Raw genomic sequence first — 18,711 nt, forward strand, 5'->3', positions numbered from 1 at the left:
TTCGGCAGGAGTTGCTCAGATCGCGTTGACTGCCTTACCAATCTTCTTGCCAGCCTCGAAAGCCGTCTTGCCGTTCTCGATGGCCTCGATGATCTGGCGCTCCTTGGCCGGGTTCATTGTGTAGGGGCGCGGGATGCCGCCAGCAAACCCGCCGCGCTGTTGTGCCAAGATCAGGCCCCAGACCGGGGTGATGGCCAGCAGGAACGACCGGATAGCGGCCGGGTCATAGCCGAGGATCTGCGCGACCAGGTGGACGAGCGGTCCGCCGTCGCCGCCGGCGGCAACTCCGGACAGCAGCGAGTCGATGCCGGTCAGAAGCAAGGGCAGGATGCCGAGCCAGAAGCTGCGGGTCTTCAGGATGAAGATAGGGGCGATGGTCTTGATCACGATACAAGCTCCGGGATGAGGGCCGCCCAGGTCTGGGGCCCGGTGATGCCGTCCTGCGCGAGGCCGGCGGAAAACTGGAAGGCAATGGCCGCGGTGCGCGTGGCAGCGCCATAGATGCCGTCGATCGGGCCGGGGTCGAAGCCGGCGGCAAGCAGGCGCTCCTGGGCGACGCGCACGGCCGCCCCGCGCGAGCCGAGGCCGACCTTGGGATAGGCAGGCGCCAGCACATCGGGGATGGCCTGCCACCGCTTGAAGGCGGCCGCTAGCTTCGTGTGATAGCCGTGCTTGGCATAGCCGGCGCCGTTGTAGCCCCGAGCGAAGGCCGACCACTCATGGCGGCGCAACTCATCGTCCAAGCCTTCGCTTTCGATGAAGCGGATCATGGCCTCAAGACCTGCGGCTTCGTCGTCGCAGAAGGCCGCCACCAGGTCGCCGGGCGAGGCATAGCCCGCGGCCTTGTGGTTGAACCCCATGATCTGGCCGAGGCCCCAGGAGCAGCTGCGCAGCGCCGCCGTGGCGTCGATCTTCATCGCCAGCGCCAGGCGCGGGTAACTGTCGCCCGGATAGGGCTTGGCGCCCCACTTGGGATAGGCCAAGCCCTGATTGATGGCGAGGTCGCGCTTGGTGCCGGTGCCAAGCTCGCGGTGGAAGACGTGCGGCTCGAACAGCATCTTGGGCCGGCCGAGCTTGTCGAAGCCGCCGCCGGCGGTCTCGACCTCGATCACGGCGCGCACTTCGTCCTCACCCACGCCGATCAGTCTACCGACGCGGGCCACGTCGATATCGGTGAGCCGCCTGGCGCGGCCCTTGAACCCTGCGGGATACATGCTTTCTCCAATAAAAAAAGCCCGCCGGTTAGGGCGGGCTGGTGTCAGTATCCGGGTCTCGGCCCGGTCCTGCCTGTGATCGGTGGCGGGTCATAAGCCTGTGCCGCCGACCGCCGCCAAAGGCGTGCCATCAGCGCCCGCCAGAGCCTCAGCGAGACCACGGCAGCAGCCTGATCGCGTGCGGGTGCATCCAGCTTTTCCACCAAGGCCAAAGATGCCGCTCCTCGGGCGGGATCAGGGCCTCACGGCATTTTAGGGCACAGAAGAACGACGACATCTTCAGCAGACTGAAAAAGGTGTTGATCATCCGGCCTCGCGTGGCCTCGGACCAGGCGGCTGCGGTCTCGGGATACCAGAGACGCAGCAGGGGAAGGGCAACGTCCCAATACATGGCCCGCAGGATGATTGCCCCCGCCAAGATTGCGAAGCCCATTGCGAACCACCAGGTGGCGCTTTTCAGTTCGCGAAAGCTGGCCCGGAAGGCGTAAATCACAGCCAGATAACCAGCGGTGATGATGATGGCCAAAAAGCCGCTGATCAGTGCCATCGTGAAATGTCCTTCTGAATATGTGTCACCAGCTGCTCAATCGCCCTGACGTTGGCGCGAACGGCCTGGGCCTTCCTGTCGTGGTCTCGCTGATGGGCTTGCAGGCAGGCATCGGCCTCTGCCTCGCGTCGGCTTGTGCCTAGGATTTGTCGGATCAGGCGCATCATTTGAACCTCTCCAGCACGCGAACGACCTGCCGCATGATCTCGGCATTGGCCCCAAGCGCCGTGTTGTTGTCGGTCACCAGATCACTGTTTTCCTTGCCCATTGCCTGGGTCATATCGAGCAGCTTGTCCTGCAGCTGGTTGTTTCGTCGGTAAAGCGCGACGATGGCGCACGCCTGCACGACAATGCAGACGGCAGCGAGGCCGCCGCCGATCTCCTGTATGATCTGCGCAGGGTCCATCAGGTGATGACCTCCACAGGCGCTTCAATCGTCACGCGTACCGGCTGGCCTGCTTCGTCCGTCCATTCCATCGCCTGCACTGCGGTCGCCTTGATGATCGGCACGATCTCGCCCGGCCCGGCCTCAATGGTGATCGTCACCGGATCCACGGCATATTCGGCCCGCGTCATTCGCATGGCTATGTCCTTTCCAGCCGGTAGCCCCGGCCTCTTGCGGCAGTGATCCGCTCGTTTTCTGGCAGGGCGTTGCGCACCCGCGACATGATGACGGTCAGGGCTTCCTTGCTTGCCGGTTCGGTAGGGTCGGTCGTGATGACCCATCCCAGCGCATCGAAGCTGACAATGCGCCCTGCCTGCCGCGACAGGGCGCAGTAGGCCCGCGCCTGCTGCCCGACTAGGCCGAGGCGCTGCTGCGCCGCGTCCATGTCGGACTGATCGCCTGCCAGCTCCTCCACGATGGTCAGCAGATAGTCGGCAGCCTCGGTCGGGCGCATGTCCTGCACCATCGCTCGGATCGACTGGACAGTGTAAGGCAGTTGCCCGCCCCTCACGTCCACGCCCTGCTTGCGCGCGTGGTGATAGACGGCGGACTTGGTCAGACCGGTTTCGTTGATGATCATGCCGACGCCCATGCCAGCAGCCGCCAGGCTGGCGATCTTTGCCAGTGCGCTCATTTGGCCTCTCGAATAACCGCCCCGACGCAGACGGCGGCAAATACCAGGCACGGCCACCAGCGCGGCCCGGCATAGAAGGCACCCACGGCCACCAAGGCGGCATCGGCAAGCCCGTCGCGCAGGCTGCCGCCACGCCGCAGGTCGCCGCGTTCCTTGGCAAGCCAGTAGGCAATGCCGATCGCCAGCCGGGCACCCACGCCAGCGGCGCCCAGAAGGCCCTGCAGCATGGCGCCGAGCATGACGTGCCCGATGGCAATGACGGCCCAGAGATAGCCGGTCCCGGTGGTTGGGGTGGCCAGCTCATGCAGCAGGCGCGCGAGGGCCGCTCTCATGACCGCACCCAGTGCCATCCGGGGCCTTTCGCCTCCAGCCATTCGCCCGCCGCCGTCTTGATCTGGCGGGCGTTGAACAGGTCCAACTTGCCGGGGCCAGGGATGGTCACAGCGACGGGTGTTGCCACGCGCAAGATCACGACACCGCTGCCGCCTTTTGCACCTCGGCAGTTGTTGCCAGCACCGCCGCCGCCGCCGCCCAAGCCGTCTGTCCCCGGCCCGCCGTCCTCCGAACTCGTGCCGCCATAGCCACCACCAGACGGAGCCGGAATAGTCGTGGCAGAGTAGCGGTTGCCGCCTGTGCCGCCTGACCCGTAAATGACGGGCGCACCCGTGATGGACGACACGGTGCCGATGCCGCCCCTGCCCTTATAAGGGGTATTGAACACCTCCCCCTGTTCGCCGTCTGCGCTATCCCCGGCGCCGCCGCCGGGCAGGCTCTGGTCAACGGAAAAACCGCCATTGTAGCCGCCGGCCGTTGACTGCCCGCCTGCCGTGTTCGCGCCGTAGCCGCCGCCGCCGTTGCCCGGCACGTTGGGCGTGGGCGCCGACAGGTTGCCGCCGCGCCCGCCGCCATAGGCGGTGAGCCCCAGCGCCGCGCTGTTCTGGCCCATCATCCCGGCGTGGGCTTGCGTGTCGTGGGCAGGGGAACCAGCGCCGCCCGCGCCGACGACAATGCTGTGAGCCGCCGCAGGAACGGCAATCACCCCCTGCTGCACGTCGCCGCCGCCGCCGCCCGATCCGGCGTAGTAGCGCCCCGACGCCCCCGCGCCGCCGCCTCCGACGATCAGATAGTCAACATCACCGGCCGCGGCGAACTCGACGCTCCCGCCCCCGACGCTGGCGAACTCGTAGACGTCATAGGACACGCCGCCGATGGTGACGGTGGTTTTCGACGCGCCGCTGTGGGCCGCGACAACCGCATAAGGCACCGCCGTCAGGCCCCGACCGCTTCGAACGCTGCCGCCAGGTCCGCCAGCTCCTGCGAGGCGCGCAGCGGATCGGCATAGGCTGCCGGCATGAAGGCCCGCCGCTCGATGTGCCGGGTGTCGACGCCGTCAGTCGAAATCGTCACCATCCCGATCACAGCGTCGACGGGCAGCGACTGCAGCACCCCGCCAAGATAGGTATTCCAGGCGCTCGCCTTGGCCTCGATGTCCATAGCGGCCGCCTCATACGCGGCCAAGGTGACGGGACCGCCCAGGCCAGACATGAAGGCCTCGGCCGCCTCGGGCGCCTTGGCGCCTTCCGACAGGGCGGCGAAGGTCGTGATCTTGGACGCGCGCAGGGCGTCCTGCAGTTCGTCCAGGGCGCGAAACGGCAGGTCGCCGCTGCTGTCGCGGATATAGCGCAGGGCGGCAGCCACGCGCAGCACGGCGGAAACGGCCGCCGGCATGGCGGTCGGGAATTGCGAAAGAGGCATGACGTTGAACCTTTGTTAGCCCGGAAGCCGGACAATGAAATGCAGATCGTCGGTGGACACGGCCGCATCAAAGGCCGCTTGCGTGGTGAAATAGTCGACCGTGACGGATGCTCCCTGCGGGCCTGTTGCCCCCTGGTCCCCCTTAGGGCCTGCGGCTCCGGTATCGCCCTTCGGCCCTTGGATCCCTTGCAGGCCCTGCGCGCCCGTATCGCCCTGGATGCCTTGGGGACCTTGTGGCCCGGCGGCGCCAGTGTCGCCTTTCAGCCCCGGCTCGCCTTGATCCCCCTTCGGGCCGGCCGCGCCAGTATCGCCCTTGGGTCCGGCAGGCCCGGGAATGCCCTGCGGGCCTTGCGCGCCAGGCTCCCCCGGGTCGCCTTTCAGGCCCCGCGGTCCCGGCTCGCCTTGAGCCCCTGCGAGCCCGGCGTCGCCCTTGGGGCCTGCTGGCCCTTGAGGTCCCGGCTCGCCCTGCGGCCCGGCCGTCGCGCCCACGAACAGCCCATCGGCCCGCATCTGCAGGACGTTGCCCGGCTCGTCGCTGATGTCTGCGCCGCCTGCCCCATTGCTGCCCGCTGGCCCGCGAAAACCCACCTCAAGCAGCACGATTTCCGGCTCTTGCACCGCCACATCGATCAAAGCCATCAGCAGCCCCCGATGATGTTAAGGAAAACCTCGCCCTGCCAGCGCCAGCCCTGGCCCCAATCGATCCAGATCGAGGCGGTATGCAATTTGGTAGGCAGATCAAGGTCGTTCACGTCCAGATCGTAGCCGTCATCGGTGATGACGCCCGGCACGATGATGCAGGCATCACCCGAACCGATCCGCAGCTGCATGGTGCTGCCCGTCAGGTCGGGCATCGTGCCGTCTGGCTGCTTGGGCCGGATAACAAGCGGCTCCGATCCGCCGAGGCGCAGGGGAATGGTAGTCATGGCTAACCGATCCTCCTTGGATCGCTCATCGGATGCTCGGGATCTTCTGGCGCGACCACAGTCCCGAGGGCGCGGATCAGCACAGTGCCGGATCCCGACCCGGTCAGCGTCACGTACAGGTGCGGGGCCTCCCAGATCGCTACCTCGGGCGGCGGGATGCGGATAAGGCCGTGCCGGACCGCAAGGGACGCAAGGGGCTGCTGATCGACCAGCAGGACGCCGCCACCGCGCGCCGCGTCCAGCGTACGGATCGTCACCGCGACGTTACCGGGCGAGCCCCGCAGATCGTGGAAAACAAATTCGTCCAAGAGGTAGCGCCCCTGCGCCTGCATGGGCAGCACCAGATCCGCCGGATCGGTCGCCGCCAGGTCAAGGGTCATCGCGCCGAGCGGGGCGACGTGGACGATATGCGATCCCCCGATGATGCGGACCGCGCCCGACGATGTGAGCGCCTGACGGCTTGACTGCGAAGGCGAAGCCGCGGCGGCCGCGCCGCCGCCTGTGGGGTAGGAAATAAAGCTCATGGTGTCACCGTGGCGTAACGCTGGATCATCAGGCCTGCCGCTTGCAGGCGAGCCTTGACGGGTTCGTATTTCAGGCGCGCCATCGGCACACCAGTTGCGACCGACTCCACGGCCATGTGCCCGACTGCCTCGCCCACCGCGCACAGGAACGGCTCAAGGCGGATGGCACTGAAGGCCAGTTCCGAGGCCGAGACGTTCCAGCAGACCGCAAGGTTGTCACAGGTGCCGACCGGCGGCAGCACCGCGCGCATCGGAATGCCGAAGGTGTTGTAGTTAGACGACCCGACCGTGTCGCCATCGGCATCCACGAAGTTCTGGACCTCGTAGCTGCCCTCGATCTCGTTGCCGCCATAGGGCAGCGCCCAGATCGACTTGGCCTTGCTGTCCATGAAGTAGGCCCCGACCGCGATCTGATCGGGCCAGTTGGTCCGGTAGGCGACATGGCGATAGGTGACGGTTTCCTGTCCGATCAGCCGCCGCCCGTGCCGCTCGTAGACTTCCGAGGGCCAGCCGGGCAGCAGGATATGGTCTGTCTGCCATTCGTCGGCACAGAGCCCCCAGCCGGCAAAACGCGCCCGAACGGCGGGATCCACCCGCGCATCGTTCTGGAAGGTATGAAGGCGCCCCAGCTCGCGGTAGGCCGTCTGCTCGCGGATCTCGTGGCGGCGCCGGTCCGACGCCGTCAGCGTGAACTCCCAGGCAACCGAGCCACGGATGTCCGACCCGTTGGTCATGAACTTGTCGGGAAACTGGCCGAGCTGCGCCTCGGTGCTGGCGTAGCGAAACCAGCCCTCCTGACGCTCCCGTTCGGTCATGTCGTCCCAGGTGTCGGCCAGGGCGACCTGCGCCTTGACGGGGTCATACAGGGCCGACCGGCGCAGCGGGTTGAACGCATAGGACCGGGTCAGGATCGACAGACCGCCGCCCGGATGGACCGCATTGCCGATCTGCACCTCGTCCGTGAAATCGTCCGGGTCATAGCCGGGCGGCGGCGGAAAGCCGAGGTTGTTCGCGCCTGCGATGTTCGTGATGCAGTTGCGGTAGCCGAGCGCCATGAACCGGCGGTCGGCCTGGCCGAACGCCTCCAGCGGCTGCCAGCCGCCATAGCCCAGGAGGTTCCCCCGGTCATCGACCAGATCGACCGTGGAGGTGAAGTTGTGCTCGTGTCCGACCAGGACGCCGGCATAAGGCCATTCGCCGAACTCGTCCGCGCCCTCACGCCCGACCCGGTGCGGCACCTTGGCGTGCAGCATCAGGCCGCCGTTGTAGCTGGCATCGAGATAGACCTTGGCCTCGTAGGTATCTCCCGCGGCAGGCGCCCCCGAAAGCCAGGTGCAAGGCACGGTGTGAATTGCGCTGATCTGCGTCGCCCGCGCATCCGTCGAGGATGCAATCTGTCCGTTCTGCTGTTTGACTTCGTTGCGGTCGACCCGATCGATGCTTTCGCGCAGCCGCAGGATGATGTTGGGCTCTGCGGCGATCATGCCTGTCAGCACCGCAAGCGCCTGCGAGGGCAGGAAGTGCCAGGCATTCGTGGCGCCTGCGGTGTATCCGGTCAGGGCAATGATCGCGTTGGTGAACTCCTGCGTCACCCCGCGCCAGTTCTGGAAGTCGAGCGGCGCATCGCCGATGCCAAGCCCCCCGGTCAGCATGCCGCCGATGCCGTTCTCGGGGGCCTGGATCACCACCGTCAGGCCCGCGCGGGCAGCCACAATCGCCGCCATGATCCCGCAAGGCGTTGCGCCGTGCACAAAAACGTCGACCTGCATCAGAGCGCCTCGATCTGCTTGAAATAGCGCGACAGGGCCGCCTGGGCCGCCAGCACCTGGACGGCATTGAGCGCATGGCCGGCCATGACCGCCCGGATGGTACCGTTGTAGAATTTGCCAACGCCGGTCGAACTGTTGGTGGCGCCAACATAGAAGGTGCGCGCGGGAACGAAGCCAAGCGCCGAGCGGGTCTTGACCTCCCCCGCTGCCCCGGGGCCGTAGAGCGTGAAGCGATCCGGTGCGGCCCGCGTGATGCCGACAAAGCCGACACCATTGAGGCCGGTGAGCGTATCCACGGCGGTATCGGGCGACCAACTCCGCGCGCCGCCGCTGCTGGCCGAGAGCGTGGGCAGCAGTTCGAAGCCACCGTCGCCCGCCGCGGCCTGTCCACCGGCGGGGCTGGTTGTCTCCGCCCACACCAGCGCCGACGCTTGCGTGGGCGACAGCCCGAACGCGTTGAGGTTGACGCCGCTGTCGAAGTAATCGTTGCCGTCGAAGGCATAGCCGCGCTTGGCCACAAAAGCGGGCGCACCGCCGCCGACCGACATCGTCCCCGTTCCTGCCCAGTTCACCCGGCCGGCACCGATGCCGTGGGTGGCAAGCACGAACAGGCCGCCCATGCGCGACAGGATGTTCTCCCGGCGCAGCGCCGAGTAAAGGCGGCGATAGGCATCCTGCCAGGCCAGGTTGGGGGTGTCGGCCCCCGCAGCAACCATGCGCGTGATGATCGCCTGGAAGTCGGTCTCCCAGTTCGGGTTGGGTTCGTGCAGCGGCACCGAGAAGCTGCCCACGATGTCCGCCGTGTCGCTGGCAATGACATGGATCGGCGTTGCGGGGATCGTGTCGAGATCCAGAGCCCCGCCCGGTCCCAGGGGCAGAACGCCGGCATCGCCCAGACCGGCAGGCGCGGTGCCGAACTTGATGCCAACCGTGGCGGTCCCGCTCTTGTTCACCAGTTTCAGGTCGGTCACCGGACCGGCGGCGACCAACACCGAAGCGGAAGTGCCGGCCGTCGCGGCCAGGGAGTAGGCTGTCATTTCGGATTGCTCCTGTGCGTTTTGATTTTCTTCCAAAGCGCCGATGCGCGCGATCAGCGCGTCGAAGCGCTCGGCCGTCAGATCGAGGCGCTTTTCGGTTTTCTGCGCCCGTTCGTCTGCAAGGGCCGCTACGGTGAGAACTTCGGCGTCGGCTTGTCGGGCCTGCGCCAGAACCCCAGCGATGGCTGCCGCAAGAGCCGCGTCGAAGGCGTTGGAACCGGGAAGTCGCAGAACGATCCCCCACCGGTCGCCAGTCTCAAAAAGCGGATCCGTGGCTTCTGCCGTCCTGCCGCGCACCACAAGATCGGTTCCCTCGCGGGTGAAGATGCTGCCGATCCCGGCGTCGATTGCCGCCTGGCCGGCGCTCACTGCGGCCGCGCGGCTGCTGAAGACCTTTGTGGCGTTCGCCGCGTTTGCCTTGCCGCCCAGCTGCGTAATGATGTTTTGCAGGGCGGCAGGGTCGCCCATCGCCTGCGCAATGGTTGCCAGCAGCTCGCGCCAGTCGCGAAGGTCAGGGGAGTGCCGCGCTGTGGATCGGTCCCCTACCGGTAATGCGCCGTTTCCTCCCTGACCGTCTCCGCTGTAGCCGACATGGTCGCGCAGGATGAGGTTGATGTCGTCAAGCAGAGCCATGCGGCTGTCTCCATGGAAAAAGCCCGCACGATGGCGGGCTGTCGTCGTCAAAGGTTGGTCGGGTCAAGGCGCCGTGATCTGCACGGGGCCGAATGGGTCACCTTCAAGACCAGAGCTGTTCGCGGCCACGACCCAGTAGCGGTAGAGCGTGCCGGTGTTGCCGGTAGCGTCCTTGCCTTCCGAGATCTGACCCGCCACGCCGCCGGTCGTGTCGACCAATGTTGCGGCGGCATAGTTGGTTGTGGTCCCGCGCTTGATGCGGATCGAGTCGAAAGAGCCGGCGGGATTGCGCCAGCTCAGATGCACGGCGCCGCCACTGACCGAGGGGATCAACTCGGACGGACGGCCAGGCGCGACGCTGTTCGCGATGACGGTGATAGGCCCGATGCCCTGCCACTCGTCCACGCCCTTGAACACGCCCTGCCACCGCACCTGTGCTTCGTATTCGGTGCGGTCGGCCACCGGGCCGGACCGGGCGATCAGGCCCGTGCCCTGCATGCTGATCCAGGCTGTTTCTCCGACCTGTCGATATCGACCCTGCACGCGCAGATCGTCGCGATCCGTGATCGGCAGGGCTGCAACCTCAAGGGACGCGATCAGCCCTCCGCCGCTGTCGATGACGCGCTGCGACAGCACCGCCTCGATCGGAGGCGGCGGGTTATTCGCCCCATTGACGGCCGAGGCAGGCGGATCACCTTCTTCGGTATCGGGGTTCCATGCCTCGGATGCCCGGTCCACCCTGGCCAGGTCGATCCGGCATTGCAGGCCCTGGGGGTCGACCTCGTGGTCGAGCACCTCGTATTCGCCCGCGATGATGCGCCCCGATCCGTCCTGCGGACGATAGTCGAGCATGATCGTGTGGCGCTGGCCGTGCTTCTTCGGATAGCGCGCCTTGAACCCGACCAGGTTGGTGATGATTTCGACCTTGCCCCGGTTGTCGTCGTGCATCTGCCGCTTGGCCCGGCGCCGCGCCTGCGACGTGTTGGGGCACATCTCAAGGCGCATTTCCTCGGCAATCTCGCCTTCCTGGGCCAGCCGATCGGGGTCAGACCAGATATCGACTTCCGAGACCGTATAGTTGGCCTCGGCCGCCATGTGGAACACGCGCAGCGTGTTGTAGCCTTCCCGCTCGCTGATCGCCTCGCGGGTCTGGATGTCCGAGATGTCCTTGTGCGTGAGCGTGCAGGCGGGCGTTCCGAACGGCCCTCCAATCAGGCCGATCTTGCCGTTCTGCATCTCGTAGGGCCTGATGCCGCACGATGCCGCCATCCGGTCGAGAACCTGCTTCGGATCCTCGTCCAGCGTCCAATAGCCCCAGAGCCGCATGTTCGGGGCCGCGCCGCCGGCGCGCTGCGCGATGGGCAGGTCGCACCAGTCGGCCATGGCCGCAACACTGTCCCAATCGACTTCCGAGTGATCGAGGCGATAGCCGTCCGGGTGCGTCAGGTAATAGGCAATGACCAGGGCGGCGTTGTCGGAATAGACCGTTGCACCGGTGCGCGGGTCATAGACAAGGGCGCCCTCGATCACCCACTGATAAAGGGTGTTGGAGCCCTTCGGGAAAACCTTCGGAAAATCTTCCGCCCCCCGTGCCCTGGCTGTGACGAGAAACGTTGCCTGACCCTGCAAGCGCCGGCTGGCAGGCCAGAGCGTCGGGAACTTCTCGGCCAAGGATGGATAATCCCCCCCGATCCCCGAGCCGTCCCGGGTTGCGACCCATACGCTGCCCGCAGTCGGGCCACTCGTGATTGCTCCCATATCGGAAACGGGAGCAGGCTCGCCATCAATCCTGAACTGCTTGAAGCTGTTGATGCGGCCGTGGTTGGTCACGACCAGCTGGTACAGAACTGCATCCTTCACATCGAAGAAAGCGCGAATCCCCCCGACCAGGTTCTCGCCGACATGCACCCTGCGCTGCGCGTCGGCCTGCGTGATGACCGCTTGGATATCCGACTGCGGAACATTGACCTTGGGCGTCAGGGCGCGGTTGATCAGCATGGCCGCGCCAGCCATCGCAGCCTGGCCGACTGAGGTGCCGATCGCCACGGCAGTGGAAGCCGACAGGCCGACCGATGCCGCGAGGAAACTGGCGGCGTACGCGAACGCGTAACCGATCGCGGAAAAGATCGCCATTACTTCACCATTGCCGTTTCGGCGGCCCGGTATCCCGCCCGCTCAAGGATGCGTTGCGCCGCCCCGCCATTGCAGGACAGCTTGATCAGGGTCGCCCCCTGCTGGTCCGCCCAAGCCTCAAAAGCCCGCAGCAGGGCAAGCCCCGAGCGATCCTCGGCATACCAGCCCAGTTCGACCGCCACGGGGTCAGGGCTGATCACGGTCTGCGTGATGCAGCCGGCAATGAAGCCGCGCTCTGTCACAAGCACCACACCCCGCGGATCCTGCAGCAGGCCCGCCAGGGTCTCGCCGGTCTTGATGCGGCAGACGCGCTGCGGACCGCCCACGGCAGCCGCAAGGCGTTCGATCAGGTCGATGATGCGGGGAATGTCCGCCTCGCCTGCTAGTCGGCAGGAACCCATGTGATGGCCTTGTCCTTGAGGCTCGCCAGCAGGTCAAAGCCAGTATCCCCAAGGCCGGAAAACCGTGCCTTCTGGTCTGCACTCGTCCAGCGGCCATGCGGCGGGCGGCCCTGCCAGGACATGCGGCCATAGACCTCAAGCTCAATCGAGCGATCGGTATGACTTGAGGTGCTGCGCATGTCCCGCATGCGGCCGGTGAACATGCTGATGGGATCGCCGATCAGCCGACCCCGGTGCCCGCCGCCATCGCCCGCCTCGGTCGCCGAGAAGAGCTGATAGAAGATCCGGCATGGCCGGTTGTTCACCTCCGCCGCCTGGTTGTCGCAGCGCGCGATCATCTGCGGCGAGGCGTTGGGCACGGTGAAGGTCACCATGCCGGCTGACATGCCATAGGTCAGCGACAGCGCCGAAATCTGGATCACGTCGCCGGTGCCCTTGTAGGTCGTGCCGCCGGCCGTCAGATCGCCATAGCCAAGCCACCACCGTTGCGGGTTGGTGGCGAATTCCATCTGGCACAGGATCGTCAGGCCAGTGGTGCCACGCCGCAACTCGGCATCAGGGATATCGTGGACCGACATCAGAAAGCCTCGATCAGCGAAAGCGCCGATTGCTGGAATGGTGACGTGGTAGCGCCGATCGGGTCGCCGCTTTCCATGATGCAGCGCAGCCGCAGCTGATCCACGATCACGACTGTTCCGGCCGCATGGGCCGCGCGCAGGTTGGGCATGACGGACACGCGGGCGCGCTGCGGATGCTCATCCAGCGGTGTGACGTTGACGACCTTGTGCAGCCGGTCGCCCAGGCTGATGTAGTGCCCCGGCCAGAGCCGCGACAGCGCCGGCATGTTCACGTCGATGAAGCTGTCGCGATAGGCCGCCGCCGCGCGCAGCGTGAATCCCCCGAACGGCTCGGAACTGAACCCGACATGATCGGCGGTCCATGGCGCCGCCGGGCCGCCGCGGGTCAGCATCCGGCCATTGCTCCCAAGGGGCCGATACTTGACGAACACGGGCACCACGCATTCAGTGCCGGGTGCCTCCATCGCCGTCAGGAAGGCATCGAGGGCGAGGTGGCTTTGCATATTATGCGCACCCACCTGCATGTTGAGGCGCCAGAAGCCGTTGAGCGTGGGTTGCGCGAAGGTTTCCCCGTCCACGTTGGTGAACGGATTAAGCCGCAGCCCTTCCAGTTTCGGAATGGCCGATTGCACCCTCACCGGAAAGGGGAACGTGATCTGCACTTAGCGCCCCCCTTTCAGGTATTGCTGGTTGGCCTGCTTGAGCCGGTCCTGCGCGACGGTGCGGGCCGACACGGCGCCGCTGATACGCTCGACCTGCGCCTGCCAGGTGCCGTCATCATCCATGTAGACGCGCACATCGACCGCGCCGCCGGCGGATTGGCCCTTGGTGTGGTCGATGACGGTTTCTTGCGGGTGCAACATCGCAAGGAAGCCGCCTTTGCCGTCCATCCCGCCAGAACGCGCGCCGTTGCCGGTGTAGCCGCCGCCATCCATAGACAGCAGATTACCGAGGCTTTCCATTGCGCCACTACCCCAGGACGTAGCGCCAAGCAGACCCATGCCCGCCTTGGCAAGCTGCACCTTGGCGATCTGCTCAAGGATGCCCGAGAGGGCATCAATGACCCCATCAGCGCCGCCAGTGATCGACCCGAAAAAGCCTTCCATCGTATCCTGCCCCTTTTCAGTGGCAGTGCGGATCCGTTCGAGCCTTTCCTCGGCGTCGACCCAAGCCTCGGCCATCTCCGTAATGCTCGCGCGCACCTGCGGGGTGATTTCGACCCCTGCCTTTTGCGCGTCGTTGAGGAGCTTCTGCTCCTCCTCGATCACGGCAAGGGCCCGTTCCCAATCGCCACCCGCCGCCGTCAACTGGGCGATCGCGTCAGCCTGGCGCAGGAAAGCCTCGGTTTCGGATTGGATATCCGCGACGCTGCGCTCGTATCCGTTCAGCCGTTCCCGACCATCGCCACCTCCGGACCGTGTGCGACCGCCACCGGAACGCCGCCGACCGCCGCCAGAAGCAGGCGCAATCGTCGGGGCGGTTGGTGTGCGGATGACGCCACCGGCGCCGACCTGCACGCGCATGGCTGCGCCTTGGCCGCCAGTGAATGCCCCAAGCGGGTCCAGTTCCGTCTGGGTCGCAATCTGCTGAGCGGTCCGCTGAGCGGCCACGCGACCATTCGCCAAGTCCCATGCCGCTGCGGCGGCCGACTGGAGCGTGCCTAGAAGCCCGCCGGTGGCAGTGTTGGCCGCGTTGAAGTAACCCGCAAGGCCGCTTGCTGCATCAGACATGGACCAGATTTCAATGCTGGCCGCCGCAGCGCTTACGGAGACTGCCTCGACGGACGTTCCTGCATCCTCTGTCAAGGACTGGAACTGCGTTGCAGCCTTCCCGCTGTCGATCAGGGCGTCATAGATATCCAGAAGGCGCGGCGGGATGTTGTCGACGGTGCCGTAGACCTCCAGGAAGTAATCCCGCATATCGGCTGCCGCTGTGGCTTGCGCCTGGGGTCCTTGCGCCGTCTCAAGCTGCTGGTTCAGGTCCAGAAGGCGGGCCATCTGATCTACTGAGATTTCCAGATCCTCGGCCAGTTCGCGCGTCCACGATGCCGACCGATAGGTCATGCCGCCGAAGATGCCTTGAACCTCGCCTGCGATCTTCCCAGCCCCATCGTTCAGTTCCTGCATGGCCTGCACGCGCCGCAGTTCCTGCTCCTCTTTCAGTAGAGCCCGTGCGCTGATCGCTGCGCGCCCGTATTTCTCGATCAGTTCATCCAGCGGTGCGCTCGATGCCTCGATGGCGTCGGCATAGCGATCCACGCTGTCGGCAAGGTCGCCCATCACGTCGTCAAGAGACCGACCAGCGTCACCTGCGTCTATCAGATGCGGCACGATAGCAGCCGTTACGGCCACTGCCGTCCCCATCAGGGACCCATAGAGGGCCAGCTTACCCGTCGCGCCAAGTGACCCTGCCAGCTGCGGGAACTGCTGAGTGAACGCCATCATGGCGCTTTGCCCGGACGCGACCTGAACGGCGAAGTCTTGGATCTGGAAACTGGCCTGGCTGACGCGATGCGCGTAGTTGCTCATGCCATCCGAACCGTCATTCACCGAACGGTTAAGGGGCGCGAGGGATTGCGCTGCCATCTCTCTGGCGCGGGCTGCCTCGGCTGCAGAAATGGCCCCCATCCGCTCGGCAGCCGCGATGTCGCGTAAGTCCTTCTCATAGCGACGCGATACGGCGAACAGCGGATTGAACTGCGCTCGCAGGAAGTCAAGCTCGGCGCCATACGCCACAGCACTCCGCGCAGCTTCATCGCTAGCCCGCGTGACGCCGGTCATCGCCTCAATCTGGGCCTGCATGCCTGTTGGCGTGCCAGCGTTGCCGGTGAACATCTGGTTCACGGCTTGATAAATGCGGCCTGTTTTCTCGGCCTCTTGGGCCGTCTCCTTCAGGGCCACCTGCAGCCCGGTGACAGGCGCTTGCGCCAGGTTGGCGGCATTGCCCATTGCTCGCGTGTGTTCGACCAGATCCCGCAGCGCTGCGACCTGCTGGGCCGCGATGGTGTTGCCGCGGTTCTGAGCCTCGGTCACATTGGCGATCGAGGCGACAACCCTGTCGAACTCCTTGGACAGATTGGCGGAAGATTGGGCGAGCTTCCCCTCGGTTTCTTCGCCCTTGCTGGCGAGGCTGTCGAGTGCTTGCTCGCCCTGCTTGAGGCCCGATGCGTCGGCACTTAAAACCAGCGTGGCAAAATCAGACATTTAGAGCCTCGGAGGATATTATGAGCAAAGCATTGGGCATCCTTGTCGGAGCCGCATGCATATGCGTCATCGCTGCAACTGCATGGTGGGGGATCAGCCAATATCGAGCCGCCCAGGAAGAAGCCCAAGCGGAGGAAATGGCGAGGGAGATAAGAAGAGGGGCGGATCTGGCTAGGTGCTCAGAAATAGTTGCGGCATTTGATGCTGGAGATAAGCGACCCGCAACCGAAGAAGCTGGATCAGCCGGAGCGGAAAGCTACACAGAGCTTTGCCGAGAATCGCTCAGAATAGAGGAACTTAAGGCTGCTGCGGGGCAATAAGCAAAACGCCCCCTTTCGGGGGCGCTTCTTACTCACACAGCCCTCTCGGCTGCTCATAAGCCGTGATCGTCATTTTCTGATCAGGCCCTCGTTGGGCGTAGAGGGTGTAGAAGCACTTAGAGCCTGTGGGCGAGTATCCCAGCTGCCACTGATATGCAGTTCCTTTGCTGCCAGCGTCGAAACTGTTTGCTGGCGGGCCATACTTTGCAATCACTTCATCCAACGGTTTGCCGACGAGCCCCTGCATGACTGCAGTTGCGCATCCAGCGACAACCAACACTGCCGCAAGTAGAATACCCTTCATGTCACCTCCTTGTAAGACGATCACACGAGAGAGAATTTTTCATTCTCGATCAAGAGGCATGATCGACAGCAGGTCGCGCCCTTCCACCAGCCCCGAGACATAGGCCTCGGACATGCCGCGCACCGTCTCATATTCCCACGGGGTGGACAGCCGCCCGGTGACCCGCCCGTAGGCCTCAAGCTCGGCATAGGGCAGCGGCATCCAGCCGCCCATTCCCGCCGGGGCGGCGAAGCCCAAGGCCGCACAGGCTGCCAGCAGGTCGCCGCGTTCCAGATCCTCGAAGCGGGGCAGCGTGGCCCCGCCGTCGATCAGGTCTTGCCCGCGCGTTTGCGTCCAGCCTTCAGGGCGGGCGTTCTGCCAGCCGATCTGCTGCGCGGCGCGGATGAGCTGGCCTCGGGCTTTCCCAGGAAGGCGCTCCGGTCGTTCGAAAATGCCAGCACCTGCTCAGCGAAGCTGCGGCCCTTCCCACGCGCAACCGGGTTCGACACATTCAGGGCAAGGAACCAGTCGACATCTGCCATTGTCGCCGCGCGGGTGTTGCGATCGACGTTTTCAAAGCCAACGACCAGCTTGCGCGCCGTAACGCACAGACGGTCGTGATAGTCCTGCATTGTAGCATCGTCGGGCAGCTTGGGCAGCTTGGCGGCCTCGCGGAACGCTTCCTGCGCAACGCGGCCCTCGGTTCCCAGGACGTAGACCAGGCACGGCTTCTCGCGTGGCACCTCGGCGCCGTCATCGTCGAGGTGCGGGCCTTGATCATCCCACAGCAATTCCCCGGTGGACGGGTGGCGCAGGTGCAGCGGGCGGCCTTCATCGGCCACGCTCCGGCTGTCGAAGCTGGTGAAATCCATGATGTTCCCTTGGGTGGTTCTGGTTCAGAGGGGGCGACAGGTCGAACCACGCCTGCCGCCCCGCCGGTCATCCGGGGAGGGAAACCCTGGAACCGGATCAGGCAGGCAAGTCGGCGGCGCCGCGAACCTTGGCGTAGTTCGGGACAAAGCTGAACGTGGCGCCCTCATAGCTGGTGACGCTGGACTCGTTGTCCGTATGGCTGTGCACGATGCCCGTCCAATAGGTCGCGTTGACACCATCAGGATCGACAATCTGGATCGACACTTCAGTTTCCGCCTCGTTGGCCGCGACCACCGCAGCCTGTCCAGCGTCGCCTTCTTCGGTGCGATAGGCGATCTGCCCGGCGGTACCGCTGCGCGCGCCCTTGAGGGTGGCGGTGATGCCGCTTTCCAGGTCGGGGGCAGCAATGGTGTCGTGGCTGAACCCGATTGCTCCGATGGTGACCACGCGCTTGACCTGAACCCAGGTCAGAGCCTGATAACCCGCGAGGGTCTGGGTGGCGGCAGGGGTGGCGCTGATGAACAGCCGTTTCTTGATGCTGGTTTCCGTCATGGCGGATGCTCCGGTTAAGCCCCGCTGTCAGGGCGTTTGGTGATCTGGATAGGGATCGAGACAGGCACGCGCCAATAAGCGCCGTCCGGCAGGCCCTCGCGGATGTGCGGCGGCTGCAGGACTTCGGTTTCAGCGCCTGGCGCCTCGATCCGCTCTCCCATCGGGAACAGGTCAGCGATCTGCTCCGCGATTTCGTTCGCTCTGGCCTCGCCCGTCCCGGCCTTGACCACGGCCGAGGCGATCAGCCGCCCGGTGACGATCGGGGCCTCGGCGTCGAGCGTATCGTCGCTGGTCCCGGCCCTGACGATCGTGCAGGCGATGTAAGGCACGTTGCCCGGTGCGGCCGGGTCGAAGGCCTGATTTGGCCACGCCTTCGGGATGCCCGCCAGCGTCGCCAGCCGCGCCTTGAGGGCGGCCTCGGGTGCATGTTTCATTTCAGCCTTGAGACGTTGCGGGCGACGATCTGCGGCCACTGTGCAGCGGCACCGTCGACCCAGAAATTCCCGCCCTGGTCATATTCCCGGCCAAGGCTGTCCTCGCCGACGAATCCCTCATGCATTCTGAGGGCGTGGGCAGCAGTCCAACCGATCCGCGCCACGTCGCCCGGCTGTATCTCCGCAACCAGTAGGGCAATGTTCGCCGTCGAGTTGGCGCCGCTCTTGCTGGCAGCTGTGGCGGCTGTGCCAATCTGCGAGCCATTCAGTTCGGTTACGACGCTGTTGATCAGGTGCCCGGTGTCCACTGGCATGCGCCCGCCGTTGGCCACAGGCGTCTGAGCGATGTCCATCACGTCCTGGATGCTCTCGGACAGGACCGCCTGCATCTGTGCCTTGGTCTTGTCGGCAAAGGCCGCGATCGAGGCGGCGAAAGAACGGTCGGCCATG

At 65.4% G+C, this 18,711-nt stretch carries 25 protein-coding genes; all 25 read right to left on the reverse strand.

All coding sequences use genetic code 11. The annotated features are described in order from the left end of the window. Positions 1-15: 15 nt before the first annotated feature. The 25 genes from J0F76_RS00220 to J0F76_RS00340 all read right to left on the reverse strand — a co-directional run bounded on the left by J0F76_RS00220 (position 16) and on the right by J0F76_RS00340 (position 18,710). Complete coding sequence (locus J0F76_RS00220) at positions 16-387, reverse strand: hypothetical protein (protein ID WP_207464359.1); 372 nt, start codon at positions 385-387, stop codon at positions 16-18. Then, complete coding sequence (locus J0F76_RS00225) at positions 384-1,214, reverse strand: N-acetylmuramidase domain-containing protein (protein WP_207464366.1); 831 nt, start codon at positions 1,212-1,214, stop codon at positions 384-386. The genes J0F76_RS00220 and J0F76_RS00225 overlap by 4 nt, the downstream gene beginning before the upstream one ends. 148 nt (positions 1,215-1,362) lie before the next feature. Beyond that, complete coding sequence (locus tag J0F76_RS00230; protein ID WP_207464368.1) at positions 1,363-1,761, reverse strand: hypothetical protein; 399 nt, start codon at positions 1,759-1,761, stop codon at positions 1,363-1,365. Positions 1,762-1,924: 163 nt separating this feature from the next. Continuing rightward, entirely contained in the window at positions 1,925-2,167 is a 243-nt protein-coding gene (locus J0F76_RS00235; RefSeq protein WP_207464370.1) for a hypothetical protein, read from the reverse strand. Further along, a complete protein-coding gene (locus tag J0F76_RS00240) occupies positions 2,167-2,343 on the reverse strand; it encodes a hypothetical protein (RefSeq protein WP_207464372.1) in 177 nt (58 codons plus the stop codon). The genes J0F76_RS00235 and J0F76_RS00240 overlap by 1 nt, the downstream gene beginning before the upstream one ends. A gap of 2 nt (positions 2,344-2,345) precedes the next feature. After that, entirely contained in the window at positions 2,346-2,840 is a 495-nt protein-coding gene (locus J0F76_RS00245; protein WP_207464386.1) for a helix-turn-helix domain-containing protein, read from the reverse strand. Beyond that, positions 2,837-3,172, reverse strand: coding sequence for a hypothetical protein (locus J0F76_RS00250; protein WP_207464388.1), 336 nt, complete (start codon positions 3,170-3,172; stop codon positions 2,837-2,839). The genes J0F76_RS00245 and J0F76_RS00250 overlap by 4 nt, the downstream gene beginning before the upstream one ends. After that, positions 3,169-4,104 (reverse strand): glycine-rich domain-containing protein, encoded by a 936-nt coding sequence (locus tag J0F76_RS00255; RefSeq protein ID WP_207464390.1) that lies wholly within the window; start codon positions 4,102-4,104, stop codon positions 3,169-3,171. The genes J0F76_RS00250 and J0F76_RS00255 overlap by 4 nt, the downstream gene beginning before the upstream one ends. A gap of 5 nt (positions 4,105-4,109) precedes the next feature. Continuing rightward, the gene (locus J0F76_RS00260; protein ID WP_207464393.1) at positions 4,110-4,595 is read right to left on the reverse strand and encodes a hypothetical protein; all 486 of its coding nucleotides are present in this window, start codon (positions 4,593-4,595) and stop codon (positions 4,110-4,112) included. A 15-nt stretch (positions 4,596-4,610) separates the two neighbouring features. Further along, positions 4,611-5,234, reverse strand: a complete 624-nt coding sequence (locus tag J0F76_RS00265) for a collagen-like protein (protein WP_207464395.1) — start codon at positions 5,232-5,234, stop codon at positions 4,611-4,613. Further along, positions 5,234-5,521 (reverse strand): hypothetical protein, encoded by a 288-nt coding sequence (locus J0F76_RS00270; RefSeq protein ID WP_207464396.1) that lies wholly within the window; start codon positions 5,519-5,521, stop codon positions 5,234-5,236. Before J0F76_RS00270 ends, J0F76_RS00265 begins: the two co-directional genes overlap by 1 nt. 2 nt (positions 5,522-5,523) lie before the next feature. Further along, the gene (locus tag J0F76_RS00275) at positions 5,524-6,045 is read right to left on the reverse strand and encodes a hypothetical protein (protein ID WP_207464398.1); all 522 of its coding nucleotides are present in this window, start codon (positions 6,043-6,045) and stop codon (positions 5,524-5,526) included. Continuing rightward, on the reverse strand, positions 6,042-7,814 hold the full coding sequence (locus tag J0F76_RS00280; protein ID WP_278250388.1) for an FAD-dependent oxidoreductase: 1,773 nt from the start codon (positions 7,812-7,814) through the stop codon (positions 6,042-6,044). Before J0F76_RS00280 ends, J0F76_RS00275 begins: the two co-directional genes overlap by 4 nt. Next, complete coding sequence (locus J0F76_RS00285) at positions 7,814-9,484, reverse strand: hypothetical protein (protein WP_207464402.1); 1,671 nt, start codon at positions 9,482-9,484, stop codon at positions 7,814-7,816. The genes J0F76_RS00280 and J0F76_RS00285 overlap by 1 nt, the downstream gene beginning before the upstream one ends. Before the next feature lie 63 nt (positions 9,485-9,547). Next, on the reverse strand, positions 9,548-11,617 hold the full coding sequence (locus tag J0F76_RS00290; RefSeq protein ID WP_207464404.1) for a phage tail protein: 2,070 nt from the start codon (positions 11,615-11,617) through the stop codon (positions 9,548-9,550). Continuing rightward, the gene (locus J0F76_RS00295; protein ID WP_207464406.1) at positions 11,617-12,018 is read right to left on the reverse strand and encodes a GNAT family N-acetyltransferase; all 402 of its coding nucleotides are present in this window, start codon (positions 12,016-12,018) and stop codon (positions 11,617-11,619) included. Before J0F76_RS00295 ends, J0F76_RS00290 begins: the two co-directional genes overlap by 1 nt. Further along, on the reverse strand, positions 12,000-12,596 hold the full coding sequence (locus tag J0F76_RS00300; protein WP_207464415.1) for a hypothetical protein: 597 nt from the start codon (positions 12,594-12,596) through the stop codon (positions 12,000-12,002). Before J0F76_RS00300 ends, J0F76_RS00295 begins: the two co-directional genes overlap by 19 nt. Beyond that, positions 12,596-13,258 (reverse strand): hypothetical protein, encoded by a 663-nt coding sequence (locus J0F76_RS00305; protein ID WP_207464418.1) that lies wholly within the window; start codon positions 13,256-13,258, stop codon positions 12,596-12,598. The genes J0F76_RS00300 and J0F76_RS00305 overlap by 1 nt, the downstream gene beginning before the upstream one ends. Next, on the reverse strand, positions 13,259-15,799 hold the full coding sequence (locus J0F76_RS00310) for a hypothetical protein (protein WP_207464421.1): 2,541 nt from the start codon (positions 15,797-15,799) through the stop codon (positions 13,259-13,261). Positions 15,800-16,147: 348 nt separating this feature from the next. After that, entirely contained in the window at positions 16,148-16,423 is a 276-nt protein-coding gene (locus tag J0F76_RS00315) for a hypothetical protein (RefSeq protein ID WP_207464424.1), read from the reverse strand. A gap of 39 nt (positions 16,424-16,462) precedes the next feature. Beyond that, on the reverse strand, positions 16,463-16,660 hold the full coding sequence (locus tag J0F76_RS00320; protein WP_207464426.1) for a hypothetical protein: 198 nt from the start codon (positions 16,658-16,660) through the stop codon (positions 16,463-16,465). A 71-nt stretch (positions 16,661-16,731) separates the two neighbouring features. Beyond that, complete coding sequence (locus J0F76_RS00325; RefSeq protein ID WP_207464428.1) at positions 16,732-17,274, reverse strand: hypothetical protein; 543 nt, start codon at positions 17,272-17,274, stop codon at positions 16,732-16,734. A gap of 97 nt (positions 17,275-17,371) precedes the next feature. Further along, positions 17,372-17,827, reverse strand: coding sequence for a hypothetical protein (locus J0F76_RS00330; RefSeq protein ID WP_207464431.1), 456 nt, complete (start codon positions 17,825-17,827; stop codon positions 17,372-17,374). Positions 17,828-17,841: 14 nt separating this feature from the next. After that, positions 17,842-18,261: a phage tail terminator-like protein gene (locus J0F76_RS00335; protein WP_207464433.1), complete on the reverse strand. Its 420-nt coding sequence runs from the start codon at positions 18,259-18,261 to the stop codon at positions 17,842-17,844. Then, complete coding sequence (locus J0F76_RS00340; RefSeq protein ID WP_207464435.1) at positions 18,258-18,710, reverse strand: hypothetical protein; 453 nt, start codon at positions 18,708-18,710, stop codon at positions 18,258-18,260. The genes J0F76_RS00335 and J0F76_RS00340 overlap by 4 nt, the downstream gene beginning before the upstream one ends. Between the last annotated feature and the right edge of the window lies 1 nt (position 18,711).

The organism is Paracoccus fontiphilus, assembly GCF_017356265.1.
GTDB lineage: Bacteria > Pseudomonadota > Alphaproteobacteria > Rhodobacterales > Rhodobacteraceae > Paracoccus > Paracoccus fontiphilus.

Bases quoted from the DNA above. Each gene is read 5' to 3' on its own strand.
- J0F76_RS00225 (WP_207464366.1), bottom strand. From the start codon at position 1,214: ATGTATCCCGCAGGGTTCAAGGGCCGCGCCAGGCGGCTCACCGATATC.
- J0F76_RS00230 (WP_207464368.1), bottom strand. From the start codon at position 1,761: ATGGCACTGATCAGCGGCTTTTTGGCCATCATCATCACCGCTGGTTAT.
- J0F76_RS00235 (WP_207464370.1), bottom strand. From the start codon at position 2,167: ATGGACCCTGCGCAGATCATACAGGAGATCGGCGGCGGCCTCGCTGCC.
- J0F76_RS00240 (WP_207464372.1), bottom strand. From the start codon at position 2,343: ATGCGAATGACGCGGGCCGAATATGCCGTGGATCCGGTGACGATCACC.
- J0F76_RS00245 (WP_207464386.1), bottom strand. From the start codon at position 2,840: ATGAGCGCACTGGCAAAGATCGCCAGCCTGGCGGCTGCTGGCATGGGC.
- J0F76_RS00250 (WP_207464388.1), bottom strand. From the start codon at position 3,172: ATGAGAGCGGCCCTCGCGCGCCTGCTGCATGAGCTGGCCACCCCAACC.
- J0F76_RS00260 (WP_207464393.1), bottom strand. From the start codon at position 4,595: ATGCCTCTTTCGCAATTCCCGACCGCCATGCCGGCGGCCGTTTCCGCC.
- J0F76_RS00265 (WP_207464395.1), bottom strand. From the start codon at position 5,234: ATGGCTTTGATCGATGTGGCGGTGCAAGAGCCGGAAATCGTGCTGCTT.
- J0F76_RS00270 (WP_207464396.1), bottom strand. From the start codon at position 5,521: ATGACTACCATTCCCCTGCGCCTCGGCGGATCGGAGCCGCTTGTTATC.
- J0F76_RS00275 (WP_207464398.1), bottom strand. From the start codon at position 6,045: ATGAGCTTTATTTCCTACCCCACAGGCGGCGGCGCGGCCGCCGCGGCT.
- J0F76_RS00280 (WP_278250388.1), bottom strand. From the start codon at position 7,814: ATGCAGGTCGACGTTTTTGTGCACGGCGCAACGCCTTGCGGGATCATG.
- J0F76_RS00285 (WP_207464402.1), bottom strand. From the start codon at position 9,484: ATGGCTCTGCTTGACGACATCAACCTCATCCTGCGCGACCATGTCGGC.
- J0F76_RS00290 (WP_207464404.1), bottom strand. From the start codon at position 11,617: ATGGCGATCTTTTCCGCGATCGGTTACGCGTTCGCGTACGCCGCCAGT.
- J0F76_RS00295 (WP_207464406.1), bottom strand. From the start codon at position 12,018: ATGGGTTCCTGCCGACTAGCAGGCGAGGCGGACATTCCCCGCATCATC.
- J0F76_RS00300 (WP_207464415.1), bottom strand. From the start codon at position 12,596: ATGTCGGTCCACGATATCCCTGATGCCGAGTTGCGGCGTGGCACCACT.
- J0F76_RS00310 (WP_207464421.1), bottom strand. From the start codon at position 15,799: ATGTCTGATTTTGCCACGCTGGTTTTAAGTGCCGACGCATCGGGCCTC.
- J0F76_RS00315 (WP_207464424.1), bottom strand. From the start codon at position 16,423: ATGAAGGGTATTCTACTTGCGGCAGTGTTGGTTGTCGCTGGATGCGCA.
- J0F76_RS00325 (WP_207464428.1), bottom strand. From the start codon at position 17,274: ATGGATTTCACCAGCTTCGACAGCCGGAGCGTGGCCGATGAAGGCCGC.
- J0F76_RS00330 (WP_207464431.1), bottom strand. From the start codon at position 17,827: ATGACGGAAACCAGCATCAAGAAACGGCTGTTCATCAGCGCCACCCCT.
- J0F76_RS00335 (WP_207464433.1), bottom strand. From the start codon at position 18,261: ATGAAACATGCACCCGAGGCCGCCCTCAAGGCGCGGCTGGCGACGCTG.
- J0F76_RS00340 (WP_207464435.1), bottom strand. From the start codon at position 18,710: ATGGCCGACCGTTCTTTCGCCGCCTCGATCGCGGCCTTTGCCGACAAG.